Origin of the sequence: Streptomyces liliiviolaceus, assembly GCF_018070025.1 — a bacterium.
GTDB lineage: Bacteria > Actinomycetota > Actinomycetes > Streptomycetales > Streptomycetaceae > Streptomyces > Streptomyces liliiviolaceus.
On record NZ_JAGPYQ010000002.1, the window covers coordinates 125,637 to 150,120 of the forward strand.

Below are 24,484 nucleotides of genomic sequence, written 5' to 3' on the forward strand. Positions count from 1 at the left end.
GGATTGATCCTTTCACCGCGGCTTGGGCCGGGAATCTCATCCAGCTTCTCGTCAGCCGGCCAGACGGCGCCGCCACCAGAGGTCAGAACGCCACTGTCGATCAGCGGCGAACGGGTCGGGCAGCGTCCGCTCGACGTACTTGGCGTCCAAGGCGCGCACCTGGCGTTGCAGCTGGGCGCGGGGACGGGGAGGCAACTGCCGCAAGACCTCCTCAAGCACGTCGCGAGCGTGCCGCACGTCGTCGAAGGAGCAACCGCGGCACGAACACTCGACATCCTGTGGATACAGGGGCCGTCGTCCGGGGGGCTGCAGAAACGCCCGATACTGCCGCAGCGCACGGTCCGTGGCACCGGGATACACGTAGTAGTCGCCCGAGAGCCGCTCTACTCGATCTATGGCGACGCTGGTTCGGGCAGAGAGCCCGTGGATCCGCTCTGGAGGCAAGCCCCACGCGACACGGAGAGACTGTTCAGCGCGCAGCGCACCGGGCCGCTTACGCGGCATCGACCTTTCGGTACGTGGACATGGACATGGACAACATCATGCCAGGACCTACGGCCCAGCGACTAGATAATATGAGATACCCCTGCGATTAAGACTCGCAGGGGTATCTCGGCAATGCGGGTCGGGCGATGCATTTCTGTCAGGTGACCGCTGCAGCTATCCCACCAGCAGACCGCAGAACTGCACTCAACACGGCAGACGTGAACATGGGCCACACCGAGCTTCTCGACGCCTCAGCTTTTGTCGTGCACCAGCTTGTTAAGCACTGTCCCGCTACTCCGCCCCGGACGGCATGCGAGGTTGAGCTCCGAGGCGATGGGCCGATGCCGGACGCGGTTTCCTGACCGTCGATTCTTGCCTCTGTCGTCAAGTGTGCGCAGGAAGCTACGAAAACCTGTCAGGAAGACCGGCTGCGTCCAGCTCACCCGGAACCCATTCGATACGCACTGGCCGTTCTCCCATCCGGCGAACCAGACAGCACCGGCCAGTCGGTTCTTCAGATTGACGCTGATTTCTAGCATGCGTGCCGGGAAATGGTCTTCCTCATTAGCCATCGCAAGCCACGAAGCCTTTGCGTCCACATCGGCCCCTCGCGAGGCCCGGAAGACATCGTCAAGGGAGTCCGAAACGTCCTGTACGCTACGCAAAAATGACATCTCACCCCGAAAGCGGACAGCGATGATCGCAGATTCCCCCCTCTTTCCGTTTAGCAGAACTGGAGTTTCGGATCCTGGAACATTCTGTAACGGACACGATTAAAACGGCCCACCTAAGAAGCCGACGGGCCGTCACGTAAGTTCGAGTCAGGTGGCGTGCCGCACCCCCATACACCGCGGTTACAACACAGTACGGCCTTTTTACACCGACTGCTCAAGTCGCTGCCATGGCAAACATTCCGGGCGCGCGCCCGTTCGAGATCGACAAAACTCCTCAACGGCTTCGCGAACGAGGTTCACCGGGATGGCCGCCTCTCGCGGGTAGTAGCTGGGTGTCCCCGGATCCGAAATTAGTCTCGGATCAAAGGGCGGAGGATTTGAGACTCCCGAGGTCCATACGGATCGGGCGACGTCACCTCCAGGCGACCCGTCGGGAATGTCGCTTGTCCACCACTTCAACGCCCCGTACTCGTTTCGAGTGTTCACCGAAACATACAGATAGTTGTTTGGCCATCCCTCAATGGTCTCCTCCGGATACTTCCCCTGGACGATACTGATCACAGCCCTTTCGGGAATGATCTCAAAGCCGTCCGGAGTTCGCCCTTCTTGGATGAGCCCACCCATGATGTGATCGATGAGTGAACTCACCTCCTGTTCAGTGCGGGCGTAGATCTCACCTGCATGTGTGGCGCCAAGCACGATCATTTTTTCGTCACTTCTTGCGCGTTCCCTTGAGCTTCTGCGGTTGCGACATGGCAAGGTAATGCAAGCAAATCAGCTGATCCTCGTAGAGAATGGCAGGCACCGCCTACTTACAGCCCATGGATCCGGGAGACACCACTCGGGGGCACGATATTCGGCTCTTGCCCCTACCCATCTTTGCTTGCATCTCCCAAGCGAGCTTCACCCACGCCGCCTCCAAGACGCCCCCCTCAGCCGGCCGACCAACCAGACCACCGAAGCGCTCCCACCAGGCTTTGGGCCGAGCGTCCGGCCAAAGCTGTCAGCTGTCATCCCCCACAGTGATCTGCCACTGATCGCCGGCGGTTCAGTGGCCGGGCCAGTTCGGTGGGCGTTTTTCTCTGAAGGCTCGGACGCCCTCGCGGCTGTCCTCGCTGTCCAGGGCTGCCATCAGCGCCGGCAGACGGGTCGCCCGTGCCTCCTGACTGGTCAGGTGCGCGGTGCGCTGCACCATCTGTTTGATGGCGCGCGTCGAGGTGGGAGCGCACGCGAGAACATCGGCGACCCAGCGGCCGACCGCCTCGTCCAACTGCTCGGCCGGAACCACCTCGTTGACCAGTCCCATCCCGGCGAGCTCGGCCGCGCTCGCCCGCCGCCCGGTGAGCAGCAGGCTCATCGCCTGGGTATGCGGCAGCCGGCGGACAAGCTGGGTGACTCCTCCGTCGAGTGGGACGCGTCCGACGCGGGGCTCGGTGAGCCCGAACTGGGCGTGATCGGCTGCGACCACGATGTCGCAGCCCAGGACCATCTCCATGCCACCGCCGAGGGCGTACCCGTTCACCCGGGCGATGACCGGGACGTCGAGGGTGGTGCGCAGGGACAGGCCGCCGAAACCGTTGGGGTCGAGGGCGGCCCAGTACTCCAAGCCGGTCCTGGCGGTCTCCTCGCCGGACATGTCGGCGCCGGTGCAGAAGGCTCGGTCGCCTTCACCGGTGACGACGACGACACGGACCTCGGGGTCCGACTCGATGCGCTCCCAGGCCTCGTTGAGGTGCTGAAGCGTCTTGGCACCGACGGCGTTGAGCACCCGGGGTCGGTCGATGGTCACACGGGCGACGTGCTGGTCGATCTCCAGGCGCACTTCGTCCGCGGAGGGCGCTGCGGTCACCGCAGGACACCGCTCTCCACCAGCGCGGCGATCCGGGCGTCGTCGAAGCCGTGTTCCCTGAGGACCTCGGAACTGTGCTCGCCGAGCTGCGGCGGGCTGTGGCGGACGGCCATGCGGGCGCCGGAGAGGAGGATGGGGGCGGCGACCGCCCTGACCTTGCCGGCCACCGGGTGGTTCATATCGACGATCATGCCGTTGACCGCGGTCTGCTCGTCCGCGAGAGCCTCTTCCAGAGTGCGCACCGGGGCGCAGAGGATGTCCTGCTCCTCCAGCCGTCGGATCCAGTGATCCGTGACATTGCCGGCGTACCGCTGCCGGAAGATCGCCTGGAGCTGCGGGCGTCGTTGGAACTGCGCCTCCATGGTGGAGTACTCCTCGCGCAGCGAGAGGTCCTCGTCCATCTCCAGGGCTGCACAGACCGCGCGTAGCGGGTTCTCCTTGAACGCTCCGACCATGCAGACTGCGCCGTCCATGGTCGGGAAGACACCGCTGAGCGGCATGCTGGCCCAGTTGACCTCGTAGCCGCGGTTGAGCTGCGCGCAGGCCTCCTGCATCTGCATGTGCAGCATCGAGTCGTACATGCTGACTTCGACCTTCTGGCCCTCCCCGGTCCTGGTCCGGGTGAACAGCGCGAGCAATATGCCCTGCAGCAGATGCATGCCGGTGGTGTAGTCGCCCAGTGGTGTGGGGTAGACGGACAGCGGCAGGTCCGGTGATTCGCGGCGCCACATCACCCCGGAGTAGGCCTGGCTGATCACATCCTGGCCGCCCTTGTGGCTGTACGGGCCGGCGCTTCCGAAACCGGTGCCGGAGGCCCAGATGAGACGAGGGTTGATCGTGCGCAGGTCCTCGTAGCCGAAACCGAGCCGTTCCATCACACCACCGCGGAAGTTGCTCACCACCACGTCTGCCGTGCGGACCAGACTCAGGATCACTTCCTTGCCTTCGGGCGCGCGGACGTCGACGCAGACGCTGCGCTTGTTCCGGTTGATGGCGAGGAAGATCGGCCCGTCCAGCCCGTCCCGGTCCGGGAAGGACGTCCGGGAGAGGTCGCCGGTTCCGGGGCGCTCGATCTTGATCACGTCGGCGCCGTAATCACCCAGCAGCTGGGTGCAGCTGGGACCCATGAAGACCTGGGTGAAGTCGAGGACGGTCACACCGTCCAAGGGCAGGCCGTCGGTGCTCGTCAAAGTGTCGCTGCTCATCAAAGTAACGTCCTTTCCGCTGTCCTCAGGAACTGGGGTGTGACCTTTCGGTCTCGGCGGACACTCATGCCTTGGCCCCTACTGGGTTGCCCGGATCGACCGGGGGTCCGTAAACCGTGTGTGGTGTGCGGCGTGTGGTGTGTGAAGAAGCGGCGACACCCGGGCCGGGGTGCGCCCGGACGGCCGGATTCCTCGGCTCCGGGTTCACCTTCCCAAGCCCGCTTTCTGGGCCCGTACAGGACAGTCGGGAGAAATCGCCGCGGAGTCGGCCGGCCCCCTTCGCGGCGAACCCGTCCGGACCGATATGCATTCAGTCGGAGATGAAAATTTTTCCTCTCCCCGAGACTAGCGCTTTTACGGACGGCGTCATTTGTTCTGCCCGGCAGCCGTAATCCGACGGTCACGTGGGGTGATGCCGAACAGCCGACCCGCCGGCATATCGAGGGCATGCGCCCGCCGGACCTGCCCGATTAACGCCGCGTCAGCCACCCCTCTTCCGACCCCGCCGGCGACGACCGACCTTCTCCCCCAGGTAGTGATGTCCAGTCCCTACGAGGCGCAATCGCATGAACACGACACGCGCCGACACGTCCACCGCAGGGGACGCGTGAGATGCTGCCGCATCCGCGACCGCACCGGCTCGGGTCTCCCTCATTAGCGCCTCCGTGAATCTCAAGCCGCTTCAGCGTAATGAAGATCTACGCCCCGTCAAGGCTTCACTTCGGCGAAACGGTGCAGCCCACCGCGTACAGACGGGCTGGATGGCGTGCAGGTTTCGACAACCCGCGCCAAGGGCGGGAGATTCGACATCGCCGGACCGTACGCCTTTTCGGCGTGCATCGGACTTCTCCCACCCAGTTCCCCATGACGGAAGGGTGGTGATATTTGACAGAATTGCCGCCATACCCTTTTTCGAGACATGACGGATCCAAACATTTCGACGCCAGGAACTTGTGTGACCTGCGTCACTGTTGACCTTTAAAGCAGCCTGGGATGTACTTTTGCGTGACGAACCATTAATTGGTGATTAGCCATATCTATTGCTGGTCCAGCTGCTTCGACCGATACCCCCGACGTCATGTGCGGGTAATACGCCGATAAAATTCCTGAGTTACGACGAAAGCCCGCCGCCGGACGGGCGCCTCGGAATCCTGCCCGGCACGCCGAGGCCCGACGCAGCCACCACTCCTTCAGCTGTCGCCCTCGCCATGCTCCCGGTCGCCGGTGCGGCCGACCGGACACAGGCCCTCCCTGCGCCGCGTCCCACGCCTGTTTCGCCGTCTTCCTCGCTCATGAAGGAGACCTTGTGCCTCGCATCGCCACCCCCCGAACCCTCCCGTCCACCCGGTCGGCCTCATCGGCATCAGGCCCCGTCGGCGTCCCCTCGTCCGACCCCGCCCCCCTGTCCTTGGCACAGGAGCGGTTGTGGGTCCTCGCGCGGATGGGTGGGGAGGCCAGCGCCGCGTACCACGGGCTCATGAACTTCGACCTCAAGGGGCCGCTGGACGCGAACCTGCTCGTCCAGGCGCTGCACCTGCTCGCCGCCCGGCACGAAGCGCTCCGCACCCGGCTGGTGCCGGCCGAGGGCTCGGCACTTCAGGTCGTCGATCCCCCGGAGACGGGCTTCCCCGTCACCGTCGAGGATCTGAGAGGGCTGCCGGACGCGGGCGAGCGCCTCGCACAGGCGCAGCGGGCGGTGGGCAGCACTCCCTTCCGCCTCGGCGAGGAAGCCATGGCGCGCGGTCGCCTGGTCGTGCTCGGTGAGGACCACCACGTCCTTCTCCTTACAGCACACCACCTCATCTTCGACGGCTGGTCCCAGTCCCTGCTGCTGCGGGAGCTGAGCACGATGTACGCCGCGCTGCACGCGGGACAGGAAGTGTCGCTGCCGGAACTGCGGTGGCAGTACAGCGACTACACCCGCTGGCAGTGGGACTGGATGGCGGGAGAGGAGTCCGCCGCGTACGCCGAGTACTGGACCGGTGCGCTGAGCGGGGTCCCGGCCGTGCTTCCCCTGCCCACTGACCGGACCCGTCCGCCGGAGCAGGATTTCCGCGGCGGCAGGGCGGCCCTGGTCGTCGACGAGGACCTCACCCAGGCGCTGCGAGCCCTGGCGAAGCACCACGGGGTCTCCTTGTACGCGACGGTCCTGACCGGCTGGTCGGTGCTGCTGTCCCTGCTCTCCGGGCAGGAAGACATCGTTGTCGGCACCCCGACGGCCAACCGCAGGCAGGGCGACGTCGGAGGCCTCATCGGCTTCTTGGCCAATACCCTTGCCGTGCGCGCGGACCTGTCCGGCTCACCGACCGTCGGGGAGGCGCTGAAGCGCGTGAACCAGCGGCTGCGTGAAGACCTTCGCCATGTGGACCTGCCTTTCGAACGGGTCGTGGAGCTGGTCAACCCGCCGCGCAGTCCGGCCTACACGGCCCTGTTCCAGACGATGGTCGCGTGGGTGCCCTCCATGCGGCAGGACCTCGAATTCCCCGGCGTGAGAGTCGAGCTGCGCGAGGACGACTCACACGTCGCCGCGAAATTCGACCTGGTGGCGGTCGTCGCCGACGAGGGCCGGCGCCTGGTCGGCGGGATCGAGTACGCCACCGCCCTCTTCGACCAGACGACCGTCGAGCGGTTCGCACGCCAACTCCTGCGGGTGTTCCGGCTGATGACCGAGCGGCCCACGGCGGACCTCGGCGACCTCACCCTGCTGGACGAGGACGAGCAGCGAGAGATCCTGTCGACCTTCAGCTGGGGAGGCGACCCGGTGACACCGGCGTCCGCCGCCCTGCTGGAGCGTTTCGCGGAACAGGTGCGTACCCGGCCCGAACAGCCGGCCGTGGTCGCCGGGGACGCGGAAGTGACCTACGCGGCGCTGGACCTGCGAGCCGACCGGTTGGCGAGCGCGCTGACCGCCCGCGGTGTCCGCCCCGGCCAGGTGGTGGGCCTGCACGCCGGGCGCACGCTCGAACTGGTCGTCGGGGTCCTCGGAATCCTCAAGGCCGGGGCCGCCTACCTCCCCCTCGATCCCGGGCAGCCCACCGAACGGCTCGCGGCCATGGTGGCCGATGCCGAGCCGGCGCTCGTGCTGACCGACCACGCGGCCCCGGCGGCCGACGGCGGACGCTGGCAGGACCTGACCGCCGTCGAGGCGGAGGGCACACGGGAGACCGCGCCGCGGATCGACCCGGACCCTGCCCGGTTGGCCTACGTCATCTACACCTCCGGGTCGACCGGCCGCCCCAAGGGGGTGGCGGTGACCCACGGCAGCGTCGTCAATCTCCTCGACCACTGGCGCGAACTCATGGGCGACGCCGCGGGCGAGGCCGCCTCGGCCTGGTCGAGCATCGGCTTCGACGCCTCGGTGCACGAACTCCTCATGCCGCTGACGACGGGCGCGGTGCTCCACCTCGTCCCCGACGAGCTTCGCGGCGACCCCGGGGCCCTCATGGACTGGCTGCGGGAGCGGCGGGTGACCCAGGCCTTCCTGCCCCCCTCCTACGTCATGTGGATCGACGAGGACCCGTCCCGGCGGCTGGCCGGGCTGAGCCTGCGCCAGCTCCTCACCGGCGTGGAGTCCCTGCCGGAAGCCGCGCTGCACCGCATGCGCGAGGCACTGCCGGGCCTTCGGATCTGCTACGGCTACGGACCGACCGAAGCCACGCTCTACACCACCGCGTACACCGATCCGCAGGCCCGCTCGCGGTCGTGCCCCATCGGGCGGCCGTTGCGCGGCACGCGCCTGTACCTGCTGGACGACCGCATGCGCCCGGTGCCCGTGGGAATTCCCGGCGAGGTGTACGCGGGAGGCGCAAGCCTGGCGCGCGGGTACCTGCACCGACCCGACCTCACCGACGAGCGTTTCGTGCCGGACCCGTTCGTGCCAGGAGAACGCCTCTACCGCACCGGCGATCTGGCGCGCTGGCTGCCGGACGGCAACGCCCAGTACGTCGGCCGCAGCGACGACCAGCTCAAGCTGCGCGGCTTCCGCATCGAGCCCGGCGAGGTGGAGGCCGCTCTGCTGGCGGTGCCCGGGGTGCGGGAGGCGGTCGTCCTGGCCGACCGCCGGACGCCGGGCGACCCGCAACTGGTGGCCGGCGTGGGACGCGACCCCGGGCCCGACCGGACACCCCACGAATGGCGTCTCGCGCTCGGGGAACGGCTGCCCGACTACATGATCCCCGCGGTCGTCGCCGAGTTCGCGCGGCTGCCGCTGAACCGCAACGGCAAAGTGGACCGGGAGGCCGTGCTGAGCGCGACCTCCGGAACCCGCGCCGGGCGGGTCAACACGGCCGCACCCCGTGACCACGTCGAGATGGCCCTGTACCGGATCTGGCGGCAGGTGCTGCTGCACCCGGACGTCGGGGTCGCGGACAACTTCTTCGAGCTCGGCGGCACCTCGATCTCGGCCATCAAGATGGCACACGCCGTGCAGGAGGAACTCGGCGTGGCGTTGCCGGTCCGGGACGTCATGCTGCGTCCCACGATCGAGGCGCTCGCGGAGTTCGTTCGCGGTGCCCTCTCCGGGACCGCCGGACCCGCGCACCACAGCAGCCTGGTCGAGTTCCGCGCCGGAGACGGCCGGCAGCGCGTGGTGTGCGTCCACCCCGCCGGCGGCACCGCCTTCTGCTATCTGCCGTTGTCCACCGCGCTCGCGGAGGACGTCGGCGTGCTGGGCCTGCAGGCCCCGGGGATCAATCCCGGTGAGTCGACCCTGCCGACCGTGGAGGCCATCGCCGAGGAGTACCTGCGGCTCGTCGATCCCCGCCCGGACGAGGCACTGGTGCTGTGCGGGCTGTCCTACGGAGGGCTGATCGCCCACGAGATGGCCCGCCAGTTGGCGGCGGCCGGGCACGAAAGGGTGAGCGCGGTCCTGCTCGACACCCGCGGCGCCGAGGACGCGGAACGGCACGCCCCGTTCACGCCGACCGGCATGGAGGAGTTCCGGCAGAAGCTGATCCGCTTCAACGGCATGTTCCCGGGCATCGACGATGCTCAGGTCGCCCGGTACCTCACGGTGTACAACCACCACCAGGCAACCGGCCTCGCCTACGAGGTGCCCGACTCGCGGGCCCGCACGGTGCTCATGCAGGCCATGGCCGTGGAGGACGACGAGGACGGTGAGGCAGCCGCCGAACTCCGCGCGTTCTGGGAGCGGCGCGCCGGCGGCGGCTTCGTGGTGGAACCGGTGGACTGCGGCCACTGGGACATGCTGGAGAGCGACGAACTGCCGCGAGTCGCCGCCGTCATCACGGCCGAACTGAACCGGTTCGACCCCGACGCGGGAAGCGGTACCGGCCCGGCCGAGGCCCGGCCTTCGCTCCTCCCCGACGCACGGGAGCAGTGATGGCGATCCGCGACGGGACTCCCGAGGCACACGGCGCCGACGACCCCGGCTCACCGGAGGGCCTGGCGCCGCACCTCGGCGGCGTCGCCCCGGGGCAGGTGGTGGCGGTTGCGCTGCCCCGGCCCGAGGGCGACAGCCAGGATGCGCCGATCGTCGCGCGGAATGTCGTTCGCCGTGCCCGATCCGGTGGAGCCGCCACGGCGGAACGCCGCTGACGCGGGGACGCCGGTACCGGTCCGGGCGTCGGCCGTGCCCAGCGATCCGGCGCGAGCCCGACCCGCGCGGGCTCACCGTCCCGCGAGGGCGCGCGTGTACGAGAAGAACTTGTCTGACCCCATAGGAAAAAGGATTTCGAGAGCATGGAACTCCACCAGTTCGCCGCCCTGTCGGCGGACCTGACCGGTTTCGACTGCAGGGAGTTGCAGGAGACCGGCATGTTGCACACGTACCGGCAGGTCGTCGTGGATCAGACAGGAGCCGAGCGGCTCGACCGGCTCGCCGACTCGGTGGCGGGGACCCCCGACGGCCCGCCGCGCTTCGAGGACGATTCCGCCCGGGAGCTGGCGCGGGCGATCACCCACCTCTGGTACGTCGGAACATGGCCCGGCCTGCCGGATTCGCTGCCCCCGGACAACGGAGCGGGGACACCGCAGACCGGGCCGTACGTGGTCTCGTCCCAGGCCTATGAACAGGGTCTCGTATGGCGTGCGTTCGGCGGGAACGCGCCCGGCGCGGCGGCACAGGCGCACGGGAGCTGGGCCGACGCCCCGTCCGAGGCAGCGCCCGCCCCGTCCGAGGCAGCGCCCAGGGGAGCACGTGACACCGAGTCGGTGGTCGCGCGATGAGCGGTCCGCAGGGGCGGCGGTGGGACGTGGTCGTGGTCGGTGCGGGTTTCGCGGGTTCCCTGGTGGCCAAGCGCCTGGGCGACCAGGGCTGGCGGGTCCTGGTGCTGGAGGCCGGACACGGCGCGTCCAGCTCGGACGGGGGGCACGCGGACGCGGTCGAGGCGTACCGCACAGCACTGCTCAAGGTGCCCAACTCGCCTTACCGGACGAGTACCGCGGCACCGTCGCCGGCGATGGGCGACGTCGGCGAGTACTTCGTGCAGAACGGCCCGCTTCCGTACGGCAGCGGATACCTGCGGGCCAACGGCGGTACCGGCCTGCCCTGGACCGGACTCGCGCTCCGGATGCACCCCGAGGACTTCCGCGCCGGGGACTTCGGGCAGGGGCGGAACTGGCCTCTCGGCTACGACGACCTGGAACCGTACTACCGCGCGGCCGAGCGGGAGATCGGGGTGGCCGGCGACGCGGAGGAGCAGGGTGCGGAAATCGGCCTGCCGTTCCCGGAGGGCTACCAGTTCCCCATGCGGCCCATCCCGCAGAGCTACCTGGACCAGGTGATGACGAAGTCCCTGGACGGCGGGACCATTCGGGATCCCGGGGCGGACGATCCGGTCCCTCTGCGCGTCGTCACGACACCACACGCCCGCAACGGCCTGCCCAATCCCTCCTACGACGACGGCGCCGGCTACCGGCCCGCCCCGGGACCGGGGCAGCCGGATCGGGGAACGCTGTGCCAGGGCTACGCCAGTTGCGTTCCGATCTGCCCGTCCCAGGCGAAGTACACGCCCCTCAAGACACAGGCCCGCTGGGGATCGTCCGTCACCCTGGTCACCCGGGCGGTCGTCACGCGGGTCCGGATCGGAGCCGACGGGCGGGCGGCAGGTGTCGACTACCGGTCCTACGGTGACGACACCGCCGGAGCGGTGACCCACAGCGTCGACGCGGACCTCGTCGTCCTGGCCGCGCACGCGATCGAGAACGCCAAGCTCCTCCTCGTCTCCGAGGCCGCCAACAGCAGCGACCAGGTCGGCCGCAACCTGATGGACCACCCGGTCCTGCTGACGTGGGGCCTGATGCCCCAGCAGGTCGGTGCTTACCGTGGTCCCGGCTCGACCTCCGGGCTGGAGGGTTTCCGCTTCGGCGCCGCGCGAGCCCGGCGCGCCCCGTTTCGCGTGGAGATCGGCAACTGGGGCTGGACCTGGTCCCTGGGACCGCCCGAACAGCGGGTCGCCGAACTCCTGGGCACCGGAGGGTCCGACGGCCACGGCATCCTCGGTACAGAACTGCGGCGGGCGCTCGGCGATCAGATCGGACGCGAATTCGCTTTCCAGTTCGAACTCGAACAGGAGGCCGACCCGGCGAACCGCGTGACCATCGACTCTCGTCACCGCGACGCGCTGGGCACTCCGCGGCCGATCATCCACTACGACCTGTCCGACTACGTCAAACGCGGCATCGCCGCCGCGAAGGCGGTGTCCGACCAGCTCTTCGATCTGCTGGGCGCACAGGACCATACGCGTTTCGAACAGGGGCCCGGCTGGCCCAGTTACTTCGAGTTCGAAGGCAGCTCCTACGCCTACCGGGCGGCCGGCCACGGAGCCGGAACCCACATCATGGGCGACTCACCTCGCACATCCGTGGTCGACGAATGGCAACGCTGCTGGGACCACCCTTACCTCTACGCCGTCGGGTGCGGCAGCATGCCCACGGTGGCCACGTCCAACCCCTCACTGACCATGGCGGCACTCGCCCTGCGCAGCAGTGAGGAGATGCATCGGGACCTCCTCGACCGACGCCGCATCACATCCGCCAGGCATCCCGCACCAGCCGCCTCGTAGCACTGCGTTCCGGTGCGTTCCGGTTCGGCGGTACGCGACTGATCACCCCTGGCGGCGTGCACCTCGCCGCCAGGGCACGGCTGCCCGGCCTCGGCCTGCAGCCGCTGCCGTACTTCACGTCCGACGGCGGATTCGGACTGGTTGAGCGCGTACTCGCCGTCTTGGATGCGTCACTGCAGACGCTGCACGGGCGGGGCACGTCTGCTGCTTCCAGAAGCGCCAGGCCACCGAGGTCACTCAGCTCCGCGTACGCGCCCTGCAGCATCGTGCGCGGAAGTGGGGGCACCAAGCGGTGGTCTCCAGGTGCTGGTTTGTACCGCGGGGTAGGTCCGGGAGCCATGCCACTTTTTGGAGAGGCGAGGTCCGTTACCACACTTAGCGCGTAAACTGCCGCGGGTGACGAACGCCCTGCACCGCCACTCGATCGACTGCTCGCCCGAGCGCCCGGCCCCGTGCGACGACGCCCACGACGCCTACCGACAGCTCGCCGACTGGACCGCCGAGGGCGGTGTGTACAAGCTGGTCTCCGGCGCGTTCTCCTCCGAGGCCCGCCGCCACTACCGCGCCTACGTCACCGCCTGGCTCAACTGGTGCGACCTCGACAGCGGACTGGACCCCTACACCTGCGCCCGCGCCAACATCGGCGTGTGGATCTCCGACATGCACGGGCACGACGCGCTGGCCACCCGCGCCGCGATGGCCTCCGCCGTCACGAGCTTCTACCAGCACCTGCTGGACCTGGGCATCGCCGACGGGGTAGACGCGGAACTCACCCGGGCGCGCCTCGTCGGGGCCCCCGTGCCCGCCGATCCCATGCGCACCGGTCTCAGGGGTGACGGCCCGAGGTGGCTGCTGCAGGCCGCCGACCGGCTGACCGGCCGCGACGCGCTGCGCGACCGGGCCCTGATACACCTGCTGCTCAACGGCTACTTCGGGCACGAGAAGCTGCGCCCCGGCACGATCCGCGCCCTGAACCTGGAGAACCGCGTCGACGAGGGCTTCCGCACCACCTGGAAGGTCCGGCCCAAGAACGCGGAGGAGACCGCGACCACCAGTGTCACCATCAGCCGCGACGCCGTCCGCGCGATCGACGCCTACACCGGGCTCACTCCCGCCGGAACCTTCGCGCCCGACCCGGCGACCGGCCGCGTCACCAACACCGCCTACGGCACCTTCACCTCCCGAGGAGCCCTGCTGACGGGGTCGGCCAACCGCGCCCGGGGCGCACGCCTGGCCCGCTCGGACACGATCAACCGGATCGTGCGCGCCGTGGTGGCCACGCACGAAGATCTGGCCACGTACGCCGACGTACTGAGCGCCGACTTCGTGGCCGCGACCCCGCCGCCGGGGCAGCGCCGCGAGGCCATCAGCGAGGACCCGTCGTAGAGAGGACCCGAGCCAGAAGGGGTCAGCGCTTCGGGGCATCGGCGATGAGCTGCGCGTCGAAGCCTGATGAGTGCGCGTTCGAGGGCTCGCACACGCACGGAAGCCCGGCCCTCGGTGGGCCGGGCTTCGGGGTCTCGACAGGCGGAACGGGCGGCGGGAAGGGCCCGGTCAGCCCTCCTGCGCCGGGGAAGTGCCGTCCGTCTCCAGGCTGCCGTCGCTGATCGTCTGGTCCACCGTGCTGAGGGTGTCCTGCACATCGAGCGTGCTGAGGCTGTTGAGGGCGTCACCGTCGAGGGAGTGGGACGGGGTGACGGCCGCCACCACGAAGCCGGTGGCGAGGGACGCGATGGCGAGCATGCTGCGCTTCTTCATGCCCCACTCAACTGCCGACCCGCCCAGGGGTCACGGTCGGGCTTCCCGGAACCCACGGTCGGCTCTCCACCGGGTCCGCTGACATCCGATGTCCTGGCCCGTCATGCAGGCGCCATGAGCTCGGCGGGCACTGGCTGCGCCGGGAATGGCCTCGTTGGCTCAAACCAACACAACCGCACGTACAGCTCGGAGCGCACCCCCCAAGAGCCATGGTCAAGGGATTTGACGGGATATCGAACAACCATGACCGCATCCCTTCCACCACAGTGCAACAGGTCCTACCGTAAACGCGCACGGATGACGCGGACATGCGGACATCCAACCTTTCGCGAGTACGGAGGAACGTAACGATGCGTCACCTTCCCACCCGCACACCTCGCCGAAGAGTGGTCGGAGCACTCACCGCCGGGCTGCTCGGCGCGCTGGGCCTGACCGGTACCTGGGGGACGGCCGGGCCGATCCCGACCGCCGGCGCCCTGACCCCGGCCGCACCGGTGTCGGCCGCACCGGTGTCGGCCGCACCGGCCGCGGACGACGGTCTCGCCCTCACCCCGCCCATGGGCTTCAACAACTGGAACTCCACGCACTGCAGGGCCGAGTTCGACGAGGCGATGGTCAAGGGGATCGCGGACATCTTCGTCGACAAGGGGCTCAAGGACGCCGGGTACGAGTACGTCAACCTCGACGACTGCTGGGCACTGCCCGCCCGTGACGCCGACGGCAAACTGGTACCGGACCCGGCCCGCTTCCCCGGCGGGATCAAGGCGGTCGCGGACTATGTGCACGCCAAGGGGCTCAAGCTCGGCATCTACACCAGCGCGGGTACGAAGACCTGCAACGACGCGGGATTTCCCGGCGCGCTGGGCCACGAGTACAGCGACGCCCGGCAGTTCGCGGACTGGGGTGTCGACTACCTGAAGTACGACAACTGCAACAACCAGGGTGTGGACGCCAAACAGCGCTACACGACCATGCGGGACGCCCTGAAGGCCGCCTCGCAGACGACCGGCCGCCCCATCGTGTACAGCATCTGCGAGTGGGGCGAGAACAAGCCCTGGGAATGGGCGGCCGACGTCGGCCAGCTGTGGCGTACGACCGGGGACATCAGTGACAACTGGGGTTCGATGCTCTCGATCATGAAGCAGAACCTCCCGCTCGCGCAGTACGCCGGTCCCGGGCGCTGGAACGACCCCGACATGCTGGAGGTCGGCAACGGCGGGATGACGGCCACGGAGTACCGCACGCACTTCTCGATGTGGTCGGTCATGGCCGCGCCGCTGCTCATCGGCTCCGACCTGCGGTCCGCGTCCGAGGAGACCTTCGACATCATCGGCAACAAGGAGGTCATCGCGGTCGACCAGGACCCGCTCGGCAAGCAGGGCGCGGTGCTCTCCTCCGAGGGCGGTCGCTGGGTCGTCGCCAAGGAGATGAAGGACGGCAGCCGCGCGGTCGCCCTCTTCAACGAGACCGGCAGCCCGCAGCGGATCGCCACCAGCGCGCAGGCCGTCGGGCTGCCCGAGGCGGACGCCTACACGCTGCGCGATCTGTGGCAGCACAGGAGCTACAACACGGCGGGCACGATCTCCGCGACCGTCCCCGCCCACGGCACGGTCCTCGTCCGTGTCTCGGCCGACGGCCGGTGGGCCGTGAACCCGCCCGCCGTGGAACTCGGCGTGGACGGCAGCACGTTGACCGAGGCGGGCAGGGCCACCGCCCTGACGACATCGGTCACGGATCTGGGCCGTACGCCCGCGAAGCGCGTCTCCGTCTCCATGACCGGGCCCGAGGGGTGGCGGGTGAAGGCCGACTCGCCGACCACGGCGGACTCCCTGCCGACCGGCAGGGCGTTGCGTACGAGGTGGACGGTGACCGCGCCCGCCGGCACGCTTCCGGGAGCGTACGACGTGACGCTGAAGGCCGTGTACCGCTCGCCCGGCGGGGTGCGGGCCGAGAGCGTGCTGCCGCTGACGGCGACCGTCGCGGTGGCGCCGCCCTCCGGCACGTCGAACCTCGGCGCTCTCCCCTGGCTGTCGGCGACCAACGGCTGGGGGCCCGTCGAGCGCGACACCAGCAACGGCGAGAGCGCGGCGGGCGACGGCGGTCCGCTCACGGTCAACGGTGCCGTCTACGCCACCGGGCTCGGCGTCCACGCGGAGAGCGCCGTCGAGTTCTACGCGGGCGGGGCCTGCGAGACCGTCACCGCGGAGGTCGGTGTCGACGACGAGGAGGGTGCCGACGGGTCCGTCGCGTTCGAGATCTGGGCCGACGGTACGAAGGTGGCGTCGACCGGGGTCCTCACCAACGCGGACGATGCGCGGGCCCTTGCCGCGGACGTCAGCGGGGCGCGGGTGGTCCGCCTGGCCGTGACGGACGGCGGGGACGGGATCACGTCGGACCACGGTGACTGGGGGGTGGCGCGGCTGACTTGCTGACGCCGTCGACTCGGCGCGGGCCGACGCCGTCCGGTGGCGGCCCGCCATGTCCTGGCGCGCAGTTCCCCGAGCGCCGGGCCTCTCACGAGTGCGGGCCCACACGGATGCGGTGGCCTTCCGGCTGCGGGTCCGCCGTGGCGGAGCGCGCAGTTCCCCGCGCCCCCAAGCCCTCCCGGACACGAGCCTGCCTCGACAACCGGGCCCTCCCGAGGCGCGGCTTGAACGGATGCGGCCGTCATCCGGGTGCCGGACCGTCGTGGCCGAGCGCGCAGTTCCCCGCGCCCCCAAGCCCTCCCGGACACGAGCCTGCCTCGACAACCGGGCCCTCCCGAGGCGCGGCTTGAACGGATGCGGCCGTCATCCGGGTGCCGGACCGTCGTGGCCGAGCGCGCAGTTCCCCGCGCCCCCAAGCCCTCCCGGGCACGAGCCTGCCTCGACAGCGGGCCCTTCCGAAGCGCGGCTTGGACGGCAACGGTCGTCATCCGGGTGCCGGACCATCGTGGCCGAGCGCGCCGTTCCCCGCGCCCCTTACGGGGCCCAGCGCCGGGCCGATCACAAGTGCCACGAGGTGGCCGGGCATCCGGGGCCCGAGAGACCGCGTCCACCAAGCAGCGCCCCCGCACCCCAACCCCCCAGGGGCGCGGGGAACTGCGCGACAAGCCCCCACCGGGCCCGCACGTCACGTCGGTCGGAGGACCCCCGTCCTCAAAACAGCGGGCGGCTCAGCCGACAACCACCGTGCCGGTCGGCCGGAGGCTGAGCGCCGCCGATGCCGCGCCCACGAGCCCCGCGTCCGTGCCCATCTGCGCGGGTGTCACCGTGAGCCGCTGTACGAACGACAGCGTCGCGTAGTCGCGCAGAGCGGCCCGCAGCGGCGCGAACAGCACCTCGCCCGCCTTGCCCACTCCCCCGCCGATCACCGCGATGTCGATCTCCACGAGGGTCGCGGTCGCCGCGATGCCCGCCGCCAGCGCCTGCGCGGCCCGCTCGAAGGAGGCCGTCGCGACGGGGTCGCCCGCGCGGGCCGCGGCGGCCACGGCAGCCGCGGACGCGTCCCCCTCGGGACCCGGCTGCCAGCCGCCCTCGATGGCGCGGCGCGCGATGTTCGGCCCGCTCGCGATGCGCTCGACACACCCCCGCGACCCGCACGGACACAGGTCGCCGTCGAGATCCACGCTGATGTGACCGATGTGACCGGCGTTGCCCGTGGGCCCGGGGCGCAGTTTCCCCCCGAGGACCAGCCCGCCGCCGACACCCGTGGAGACGACCATGCACAGCGCGTTGTCGTGCCCCCGGGCCGCCCCCTGCCAGTGCTCGGCCGCCGTGATCGCCACCCCGTCGCCGATCAGCTCGACGGGCAGCCCGTCCGTCACGGCACGTACCCGCTCGACGAGGGGGAAGTCGCGCCACCCGGGCACGTTCACCGGGCTCACCGTGCCCGCCGAGGCGTCCACGGGCCCAGCGCTGCCGATGCCGACCGCCGTGACCCTGCTCCACAGCGGCGAGGCGGTCAGCTCGCCGAGCACGGCCTCGACGGCCCGGATGACGATGTCGCCGTGCTCCTGCGCGGGCGTCGGCCGCTGGGCGCGCAGCAGGATCCGGCCGTGGCCGTCCACCAGCGCTCCGGCGATCTTGGTGCCGCCGATGTCGAGCGCGGCCACGAGGTCGGTGTGCATCAGTGTCAGTTCTCCCGATCGGATCCCGATGGACCATGAGGAAAGGGCAGGCCGGTCGCGCGGTGGGGAGAGCGGGCCGGAAAAGCGATGGACAGTCTCTCTCGCATCTGACAACGTTGTCCAGGCTCTATGCTCGACGCCACATCCCGATCCGGGTGCCCATCGGGCCCGTCAAGCCCGACGCGGCCCCACAGGACTACAGGACAGGACAGCGCATCGTGGCCGAGACCGCCCGCCGAACCGAGAGCCGCTACGGCAACCGCCCGACGATGAAGGACGTCGCCGCGCGTGCCGGGGTCGGCCTGAAGACGGTATCGCGTGTAGTCAACGGCGAGCCCGGAGTCACCCCCGACACCGAGCGCCGGGTCCAGGAGGCCATCGACGCGCTGGGCTTCCGCCGCAACGACAGCGCGCGCGTGCTCCGCAAGGGCCGTACCGCGAGCATCGGTCTGGTCCTGGAGGACCTGGCGGACCCGTTCTACGGCCCGCTGAGCCGCGCGGTCGAGGAAGTGGCCCGCGCCCACGGCGCCCTGCTGATCAACGGCTCCAGCGCCGAGGACCCGGACCGCGAGCAGGAACTGGTCCTCGCGCTCTGCGCACGCCGTGTGGACGGGCTGGTCGTCATCCCGGCCGGAGACGACCACCGCTATCTGGAGCCGGAGATAAAGGCGGGCGTCGCCACGGTCTTCGTGGACCGCCCCGCCGGGCAGATCGACGCGGACGTGGTGCTCTCCGACAGCTTCGGCGGCGCGCGCGACGGCGTCGCGCATCTCATCGCGCACGGCCACCGCCGGATCGGGTTCATCGGGGACATGCCCCGCATCCACACCGCCGCCGAGCGGCTGCGCGGCTATCGCGCCGCGATGGAGGACGCCGGCATCCCGGTGGAGCCCGACTGGATGTCCCTGGGCGTCACCGGCCCGGAGCGGGTCCGTCTGGCGGCCGAGACGATGCTCTCGGGCTCCTCCCCCGTGACCGCGGTCTTCGCGGGCAACAACCGCGTGACGGTCACGGTCGTACGCGTCATCGCCGAGCGCGCCCGCCCGGTCGCCCTGGTCGGCTTCGACGACATCGAGCTCGCCGACCTCCTCCAGCCCGGCGTCACCGTCGTCGCCCAGGACGCCGCCCAGCTCGGCCGTACCGCCGCCGACCGCCTCTTCCGCCAGCTCGACGGCTCCCTCGTGCTGCCTGAGCGCATCGAGCTCCCGACGCGTCTGATCACCCGCGGCTCGGGTGAACTGCCGCCCGCCGCCTGACAGATGGGAGAGCCCCGGCACACCCCCGCCGACCGCACGCTCGAAGCCCTCGGCCTGGCCGTGGCGCCGCGCGAGGACCCGCTGGTCTATCCCGGCGTCTGGCCCGCGGAGTCGGGGCTTCTCGACGGGGACCGGCTGCTGCCCCTGACCCGCCGCACGTTCCCGGGCCGGGTGCCCGTCCTCGCGATCGGCTCGAACGCCTCCCCCGCCCAGCTCCGGCACAAGATGCGCCAGTACGAGCTGTCGTCCCCGATCCCCCTGGTGAAGGCGCGGGTCACGGGGCTGGAGATCGGCGTGTCGGCGCACGTCAGCGCCCTGGGATATGTGTCCGCGTCGCCCTTTCGCGCCCCCGGGCACACCCGCGAGCTCTTCATCACCTGGCTGGACCCGGCACAGCTGGCCGCGATCGACGCGAGCGAGGGAGTCACAAGGCCGTCGGGTGCGTACGACCGCGTGCCGCTGCCCCCGACCGGCTTCCGCGTCGAACCGGAGTCGGCCGACTCCGGTGAGCCGGGTGAGCCGCTCGACGGTGTGCACCTCTATGTGAACCGTCACGGTGTCCTCCAGGACGGCACCGGCACTCCGCGCGAACACCCCGGCGAGCATCGGCTGCTCACCGAACTCCTCGCGGAGTCACCGGGGTTGAGGAAGCTGTTCGGGTCCACTCCCGAGGAGTTCGTCTCCCGGGCGCGCGGCGACCTGCGGCTCTGCGCCGAGGGGACCCGGCTCTTCGCCCGGGAGGGGCGCACGACGGCTTCCGGCCTGGAGAAGTACGTACGCGGTCAGCAGACGGGCAGTCCGGGCACGGGTGCGTCGTTGTCGCCGCCCTGGACGTAGACGTCGCTGACCCAGACGCCGGTGTTGCCGCTGTCGTCGTCGGTCTTCGCCCACCAGGTGTTCGTCCACCTCCCGGAGGTCTCGCGGCGCCCCAGGTCCTGCTGGCAGTAGAAGTAGTTGGTGCCGGCGTTGAGGGTGCCCGCCCGCGCTCCCGCGGCGGTGTAGGACGCCGCGGTCTTCCAGACCTGGCAGTTGTACTTGCCGCCTCCGATGGCATGACAGACCGGTGCGGCGCTCGCGGTCTCCCCGCCGCCCGAACCGCCGCCCGAACTCCCGCCCGTGGTACCGCCCTCGGTGGCTCCGGCCGAGGGAGCGGGTGCCTTGTCCGTCGGGTCGGCGTCCTCGGTGCGGTCGGTGTCCTCGGAGGCGTCCGGCTTGTCGCCCGGGGGCGACGACTCCTTCTTGTCGCCCTTCTCCGCGGGCTTCTCGTCGTCCGTCAGGTCGACCGAGCCGCGGGTGGCGCCCGGGGAGGCGGTGCCGTCCGCGTCCCGGGAGGCCCCGGTCCTGGCGGCGGCCCCTGACGCGTCGGAGTCCGTCAGGTGGGCGACGATGACACCGGTCGAGGCCAGTACGACGGCGACGGCCACGCCGACGAGCAGGACACGCCCCCTGTTGCGGCGCCGGGGAGCGGCGGGCGCGGCCGGCTCGGGCGCCACCGGGGTGGCCGGGGCCGCCGGAGTGGCCGCCTGCGGCATCGGCTGCGGCGGTCCGAAACCCGGTGGCACCACCGGTACGCTCCGCTCGGTCGCCTCCCGTGGCGGGGGCGGGGACTCGGACGCCCTCAGCCCGCGGGTCGCCGAGTCCTGGTCGGTGGCCGTCGCCACCGCTTCCAGGAGCTCGCTCGCGCGGCCCGCCTCCGGGCGGGACTCGGGCTGCTTGTGCATTAGCTGCCGCAGGACGGGACCGAGCGGTCCGGCGCGTCGCGGTTCGGGCAGCGGTTCGACGACTATCGCCGTGAGCGTGGACCAGGTGGAGGTGCGGCGGAAGGGCGAGGAGCCCTCGACGGCCGCGTAGAGCGTGGCGCCGAGCGCCCAGATGTCGGAGGCGGGGCCCGGCTCGTACCCCTGGGCCCGTTCGGGTGCCAGGTAGTCCAGGGAGCCGACCAGTTCGCCGCTGCGCGTGAGATGTGTGGTGGAGCCGTCGCCGGGGTCCTCCATCGTGGCGATGCCGAAGTCCGTGAGGACGACCCGTCCCGAGCGGTCGAGCAGGATGTTGCCCGGCTTCACGTCGCGGTGCAGGACTCCCGCCCGGTGGGCCGCGGCGAGCGCGTCCATGACCTTCGCGCCGATCCCGGCGGCCTCGCGGGCGTCGATCGTGCCGCGTTCGCGCAGGACGTCGTCCAGGGACGGTCCGTCGACCAGTTCCATGACGATGAGCGGGCGGCCGTCGATCTGAGCGACGTCGTGCACGGCGATCACGCCGGGGTGGCGCACCCGGGCCGCCGCGCGGGCCTCGCGCTGCATCCGCAGCCCCAGGTCGGCGAGTTCGGGTGCGTCCGCGTCCGTGTAGGTGCGCAGTTCCTTGACGGCCACCTCGCGGCCGAGCACCTCGTCGTGGGCCCGCCAGACCACGCCCATTCCGCCGCGGCCCAGTTGGGCCACGACACGGTAGCGGCCGGCCAGGAGCCGCCCGATCCCGTCCGGCTGTTCGCTCTCCCCGGGCCGGTCCCGCTCCCCCGGCTGCTGGTTCTCCCCCGCAGACACCGCTGCCCCGTTCCTGTGACATGCCAATGAAGTGCCGCCCACAGTACGGGGCCCGGGTGACGGCGAGGGCCTGCGGCTGGTGCTGTGACAGGGCCGCTACTTGGCCGCGACGGTCAGGTCCGCCCGCCTCGGTACCGCGAAGCCCTCCAGGTCCGTGCGCGTGAGCCCGGTGGCTCGTGCCACCTCCGCGATGTCGAGGGCCCCGCAGTCCAGGCCGCGCAGCAGATAGCCGCTGAGGGCCTTGGCGGTGGCGGGCTCGTCCATGACGTCTCCGCCGGCGCGGTTGGCGTACGCGACGAGGCGGGCCGCGGCCTGCTCGAACCCCTCGCGGTAGAAGGCGAACACGGCCGCGTACCGGGTCGGGAGGTGTCCGGGGTGCATGTCCCAGCCCTGGTAGTAGGCGCGGGCGAGGGCGCGGCGGGTCAGGCCGAAGTGCAGGCGCCAGGCGTCGTGGACCTTCGCCGTCGGCCCGACCGGCAGCACATTGGTGGAGCCGTCCGAGACCCGCACGCCGGTGCCGGCGGCCGCGACCTGCATGATCGCCTTGGCGTGGTCGGCGGCCGGGTGGTCGCTGGCCTGGTACGCGGCGGAGACGCCGAGACAGGCGCTGTAGTCGAACGTGCCGTAGTGCAGTCCGGTGGCGCGGCCCTCGGCGGCCTGGATCATCCGGGCGACGGTCGCCGTGCCGTCGGTGGCGAGGATGGACTGGCTGGTCTCGATCTGGATCTCGAACCCGATCCGGCCCCGCTCAAGCCCGTGGGCCTTCTCGAACTCCTCCAGGAGCCGCACCATCGCGGTGACCTGCTCCGCGTACGTGACCTTCGGCAGGGTGAGCACCAGTCCGGCGGGCAGTCCGCCGGCCTCCATCAGCCCGGTGAGGAAGATGTCGAGCGTGCGGATGCCCCGGTCGCGGACCGGCGCTTCCATGCACTTCATCCGGATGCCCATGTACGGGGCCGCCGTGCCGTCCTGGTACGCCCGCGCGATCAGCCGGGCGGCGCGGGCGGCGGCCTCGTCCTCCTCGGCGTCGGGACGCGGCCCGTAGCCGTCCTCGAAGTCGACGCGCAGGTCTTCGATCGGCTCGCGCTCCAGTTTGGCGCGGACGCGGGCGTGCACGGGCTCGGCGAGGTCGTCGGAGAGGCCGAGGACGGCGGCGAAGGAGGCCGCGTCGGGTGCGTGCCGGTCCAGGGCGGCGAGGGCCTGGTCGCCCCAGGAGCGGACGGTGTCCGCGGCGAAGGCGTCGCCCGGGACGTACACGGTGTGGACGGGCTGGCGGGTGCCAGGGTCTCCGGGGTAGCGGCGCTCCAACTCGGCGTCGACCGGGGCGAGGGAGGCGCTGATCTCCTCGCTGACGGCGCCGGCGAGGCTCGTCGCCACCTTCTCCTGCTGACCCTGACCCATTCCGCACCCTCCTGTTTTCCGCTCAGCGGAATCAACAATCCGTAGAGCGAAGTTATCCGTGACCTTCCGGCTGGTCAACACCCTCATTGCACCCCCCTTGCCCGGAGATCCTCCCCCGCGTCCCTCCCGGAACACGCGCGGACTTCCCCCTGGGTCCATCCCGGCATCTCGACATGTTCACGCCCAACTTCGAGACTGCAAGGCGCACGACCCGACCGGCATCCGTCGCAGCGACGGTCCGCACCACGGACCGGTACTGGCCACAGAAGGAGCATCCCGTGCCCCGTCACAGCCGAGTCACGCGCCGCCTGGGACTCAAGACCGCGGTCGCCGCCGCGGTCGCACTCCCCCTGTCCGGTACAGCGCTCTCCAGGTCGTCCGCCTCGGCGGCGAACCGCCTCGGCCGCCTGGAGGTCATGTCCTTCAACCTGCGGTACGCGAGCACCGCCGAACCCCACAGCTGGGCCGTCCGCCGTCCTGTCACCCGTGAACTGCTGCGCCGGGAGCGGCCGCACGTGATCGGCACCCAGGAGGGCCTCTACCAGCAGGTGCGCGACATCGCGACGGATCTCGGCGGGCACCACGAGTGGATCGGCACGGGCCGGGCGGGCGGCAGCCGGGACGAGTTCATGACGGTCTTCTACGACACCCGCAGACTCGCGCCGGTGGAGTACGACCACTTCTGGCTCTCGGACACGCCCTCCGTGATCGGCTCGAACACCTGGGGCGGCGGCTCCATACGCATGGTGACCTGGGTCCGCTTCCGTGATCTGCGGGACGGGCAGCGGGAGTTCTACTTCCTCAACACCCATCTGGACAACGCAAGTCAGAACGCACGCGCGCGTGCCGCGGCCCTGATCGCCGAACGGATCGCGGGGCTCGACCGTTCCCTGCCGCTGGTGGTGACCGGCGACTTCAACGTCGCCGCCCACCAGAACCCGGTCTACGACACGATGCTGGGCGCCGGCCTCGTCGACACCTGGGATTCGGCGGCCGAACGGAGCGAGCTGTACGCCACGTTCCACGGCTACCGGCCGCTGACCCCCGACGGCGACCGCATCGACTGGATCCTCGCCTCGCCCGGGGTGAACGCGCACCGGGCGTCGATCAACACCTTCTCCGTGGACGGGCAGTTCCCGAGCGACCATCTGCCCGTACAGGCGTCCCTGAACCTGGGCTGAGC

Annotated in this window: 18 protein-coding genes; 9 read left to right on the forward strand and 9 right to left on the reverse strand. The window is 70.2% G+C overall.

Features of this window, described 5'->3' with window-relative positions:
* Window positions 1-51: 51 nt before the first annotated feature.
* From J8N05_RS47685 to J8N05_RS36370, 5 genes are all read right to left on the reverse strand, one after another.
* Window positions 52-219 (reverse strand): hypothetical protein, encoded by a 168-nt coding sequence (locus tag J8N05_RS47685; RefSeq protein WP_247706831.1) that lies wholly within the window; start codon window positions 217-219, stop codon window positions 52-54.
* A gap of 518 nt (window positions 220-737) precedes the next feature.
* Entirely contained in the window at window positions 738-1,085 is a 348-nt protein-coding gene (locus tag J8N05_RS36355) for a hypothetical protein (RefSeq protein ID WP_210890764.1), read from the reverse strand.
* A 276-nt stretch (window positions 1,086-1,361) separates the two neighbouring features.
* A complete protein-coding gene (locus J8N05_RS36360) occupies window positions 1,362-1,865 on the reverse strand; it encodes an Imm1 family immunity protein (protein ID WP_210890766.1) in 504 nt (167 codons plus the stop codon).
* A gap of 343 nt (window positions 1,866-2,208) precedes the next feature.
* Window positions 2,209-3,009: an enoyl-CoA hydratase-related protein gene (locus J8N05_RS36365; RefSeq protein WP_210890768.1), complete on the reverse strand. Its 801-nt coding sequence runs from the start codon at window positions 3,007-3,009 to the stop codon at window positions 2,209-2,211.
* Complete coding sequence (locus J8N05_RS36370) at window positions 3,006-4,214, reverse strand: CaiB/BaiF CoA transferase family protein (RefSeq protein ID WP_210890770.1); 1,209 nt, start codon at window positions 4,212-4,214, stop codon at window positions 3,006-3,008. Before J8N05_RS36370 ends, J8N05_RS36365 begins: the two co-directional genes overlap by 4 nt.
* 1,306 nt (window positions 4,215-5,520) lie before the next feature.
* On the opposite strand from J8N05_RS36370, the gene J8N05_RS36375 reads away from it, so the two are divergent.
* From J8N05_RS36375 to J8N05_RS48015, 5 genes are all read left to right on the forward strand, one after another.
* Window positions 5,521-9,555, forward strand: coding sequence for a non-ribosomal peptide synthetase (locus J8N05_RS36375; RefSeq protein ID WP_407699994.1), 4,035 nt, complete (start codon window positions 5,521-5,523; stop codon window positions 9,553-9,555).
* Window positions 9,555-9,770, forward strand: a complete 216-nt coding sequence (locus J8N05_RS36380) for a hypothetical protein (RefSeq protein WP_210890772.1) — start codon at window positions 9,555-9,557, stop codon at window positions 9,768-9,770. Before J8N05_RS36375 ends, J8N05_RS36380 begins: the two co-directional genes overlap by 1 nt.
* Window positions 9,771-9,914: 144 nt before the next feature.
* Window positions 9,915-10,400 carry a hypothetical protein gene (locus tag J8N05_RS36385; RefSeq protein ID WP_210890774.1) on the forward strand — a complete coding sequence of 162 codons (486 nt, stop codon included), beginning with the start codon at window positions 9,915-9,917 and terminating at the stop codon, window positions 10,398-10,400.
* Entirely contained in the window at window positions 10,397-12,238 is a 1,842-nt protein-coding gene (locus tag J8N05_RS36390; protein WP_210890775.1) for a GMC family oxidoreductase, read from the forward strand. The genes J8N05_RS36385 and J8N05_RS36390 overlap by 4 nt, the downstream gene beginning before the upstream one ends.
* 396 nt (window positions 12,239-12,634) lie before the next feature.
* The gene (locus J8N05_RS48015) at window positions 12,635-13,624 is read left to right on the forward strand and encodes a site-specific integrase (protein WP_210890777.1); all 990 of its coding nucleotides are present in this window, start codon (window positions 12,635-12,637) and stop codon (window positions 13,622-13,624) included.
* 168 nt (window positions 13,625-13,792) lie between these two features.
* Here the strand turns inward: J8N05_RS48015 and J8N05_RS36400 are convergent, their stop codons facing one another.
* Window positions 13,793-13,996 carry a hypothetical protein gene (locus tag J8N05_RS36400; RefSeq protein WP_210890779.1) on the reverse strand — a complete coding sequence of 68 codons (204 nt, stop codon included), beginning with the start codon at window positions 13,994-13,996 and terminating at the stop codon, window positions 13,793-13,795.
* Between the two features lie 350 nt (window positions 13,997-14,346).
* On the opposite strand from J8N05_RS36400, the gene J8N05_RS36405 reads away from it, so the two are divergent.
* The gene (locus J8N05_RS36405) at window positions 14,347-16,428 is read left to right on the forward strand and encodes an NPCBM/NEW2 domain-containing protein (RefSeq protein ID WP_210890781.1); all 2,082 of its coding nucleotides are present in this window, start codon (window positions 14,347-14,349) and stop codon (window positions 16,426-16,428) included.
* Between the two features lie 722 nt (window positions 16,429-17,150).
* Here the strand turns inward: J8N05_RS36405 and J8N05_RS36410 are convergent.
* Window positions 17,151-18,104, reverse strand: a complete 954-nt coding sequence (locus tag J8N05_RS36410) for an ROK family protein (protein ID WP_210890783.1) — start codon at window positions 18,102-18,104, stop codon at window positions 17,151-17,153.
* Between the two features lie 218 nt (window positions 18,105-18,322).
* Between J8N05_RS36410 and J8N05_RS36415 the strand changes: the two genes are divergently transcribed.
* Together J8N05_RS36415 and J8N05_RS36420 are read left to right on the forward strand one after the other, a co-directional pair.
* Window positions 18,323-19,360, forward strand: a complete 1,038-nt coding sequence (locus J8N05_RS36415) for a LacI family DNA-binding transcriptional regulator (protein ID WP_189773956.1) — start codon at window positions 18,323-18,325, stop codon at window positions 19,358-19,360.
* Window positions 19,361-19,363: 3 nt separating this feature from the next.
* A complete protein-coding gene (locus J8N05_RS36420) occupies window positions 19,364-20,197 on the forward strand; it encodes a hypothetical protein (protein ID WP_210890785.1) in 834 nt (277 codons plus the stop codon).
* Here the strand turns inward: J8N05_RS36420 and J8N05_RS36425 are convergent.
* Window positions 20,143-21,900, reverse strand: coding sequence for a serine/threonine-protein kinase (locus tag J8N05_RS36425; protein ID WP_407699995.1), 1,758 nt, complete (start codon window positions 21,898-21,900; stop codon window positions 20,143-20,145). The two genes, J8N05_RS36420 and J8N05_RS36425, sit on opposite strands and share 55 nt — an antisense overlap.
* A 96-nt stretch (window positions 21,901-21,996) precedes the next feature.
* Window positions 21,997-23,301: a DUF6986 family protein gene (locus J8N05_RS36430; protein WP_210890787.1), complete on the reverse strand. Its 1,305-nt coding sequence runs from the start codon at window positions 23,299-23,301 to the stop codon at window positions 21,997-21,999.
* 278 nt (window positions 23,302-23,579) lie between these two features.
* Between J8N05_RS36430 and J8N05_RS36435 the strand changes: the two genes are divergently transcribed.
* Window positions 23,580-24,482 carry an endonuclease/exonuclease/phosphatase family protein gene (locus J8N05_RS36435; RefSeq protein ID WP_210890789.1) on the forward strand — a complete coding sequence of 301 codons (903 nt, stop codon included), beginning with the start codon at window positions 23,580-23,582 and terminating at the stop codon, window positions 24,480-24,482.
* Window positions 24,483-24,484: the final 2 nt, after the last annotated feature.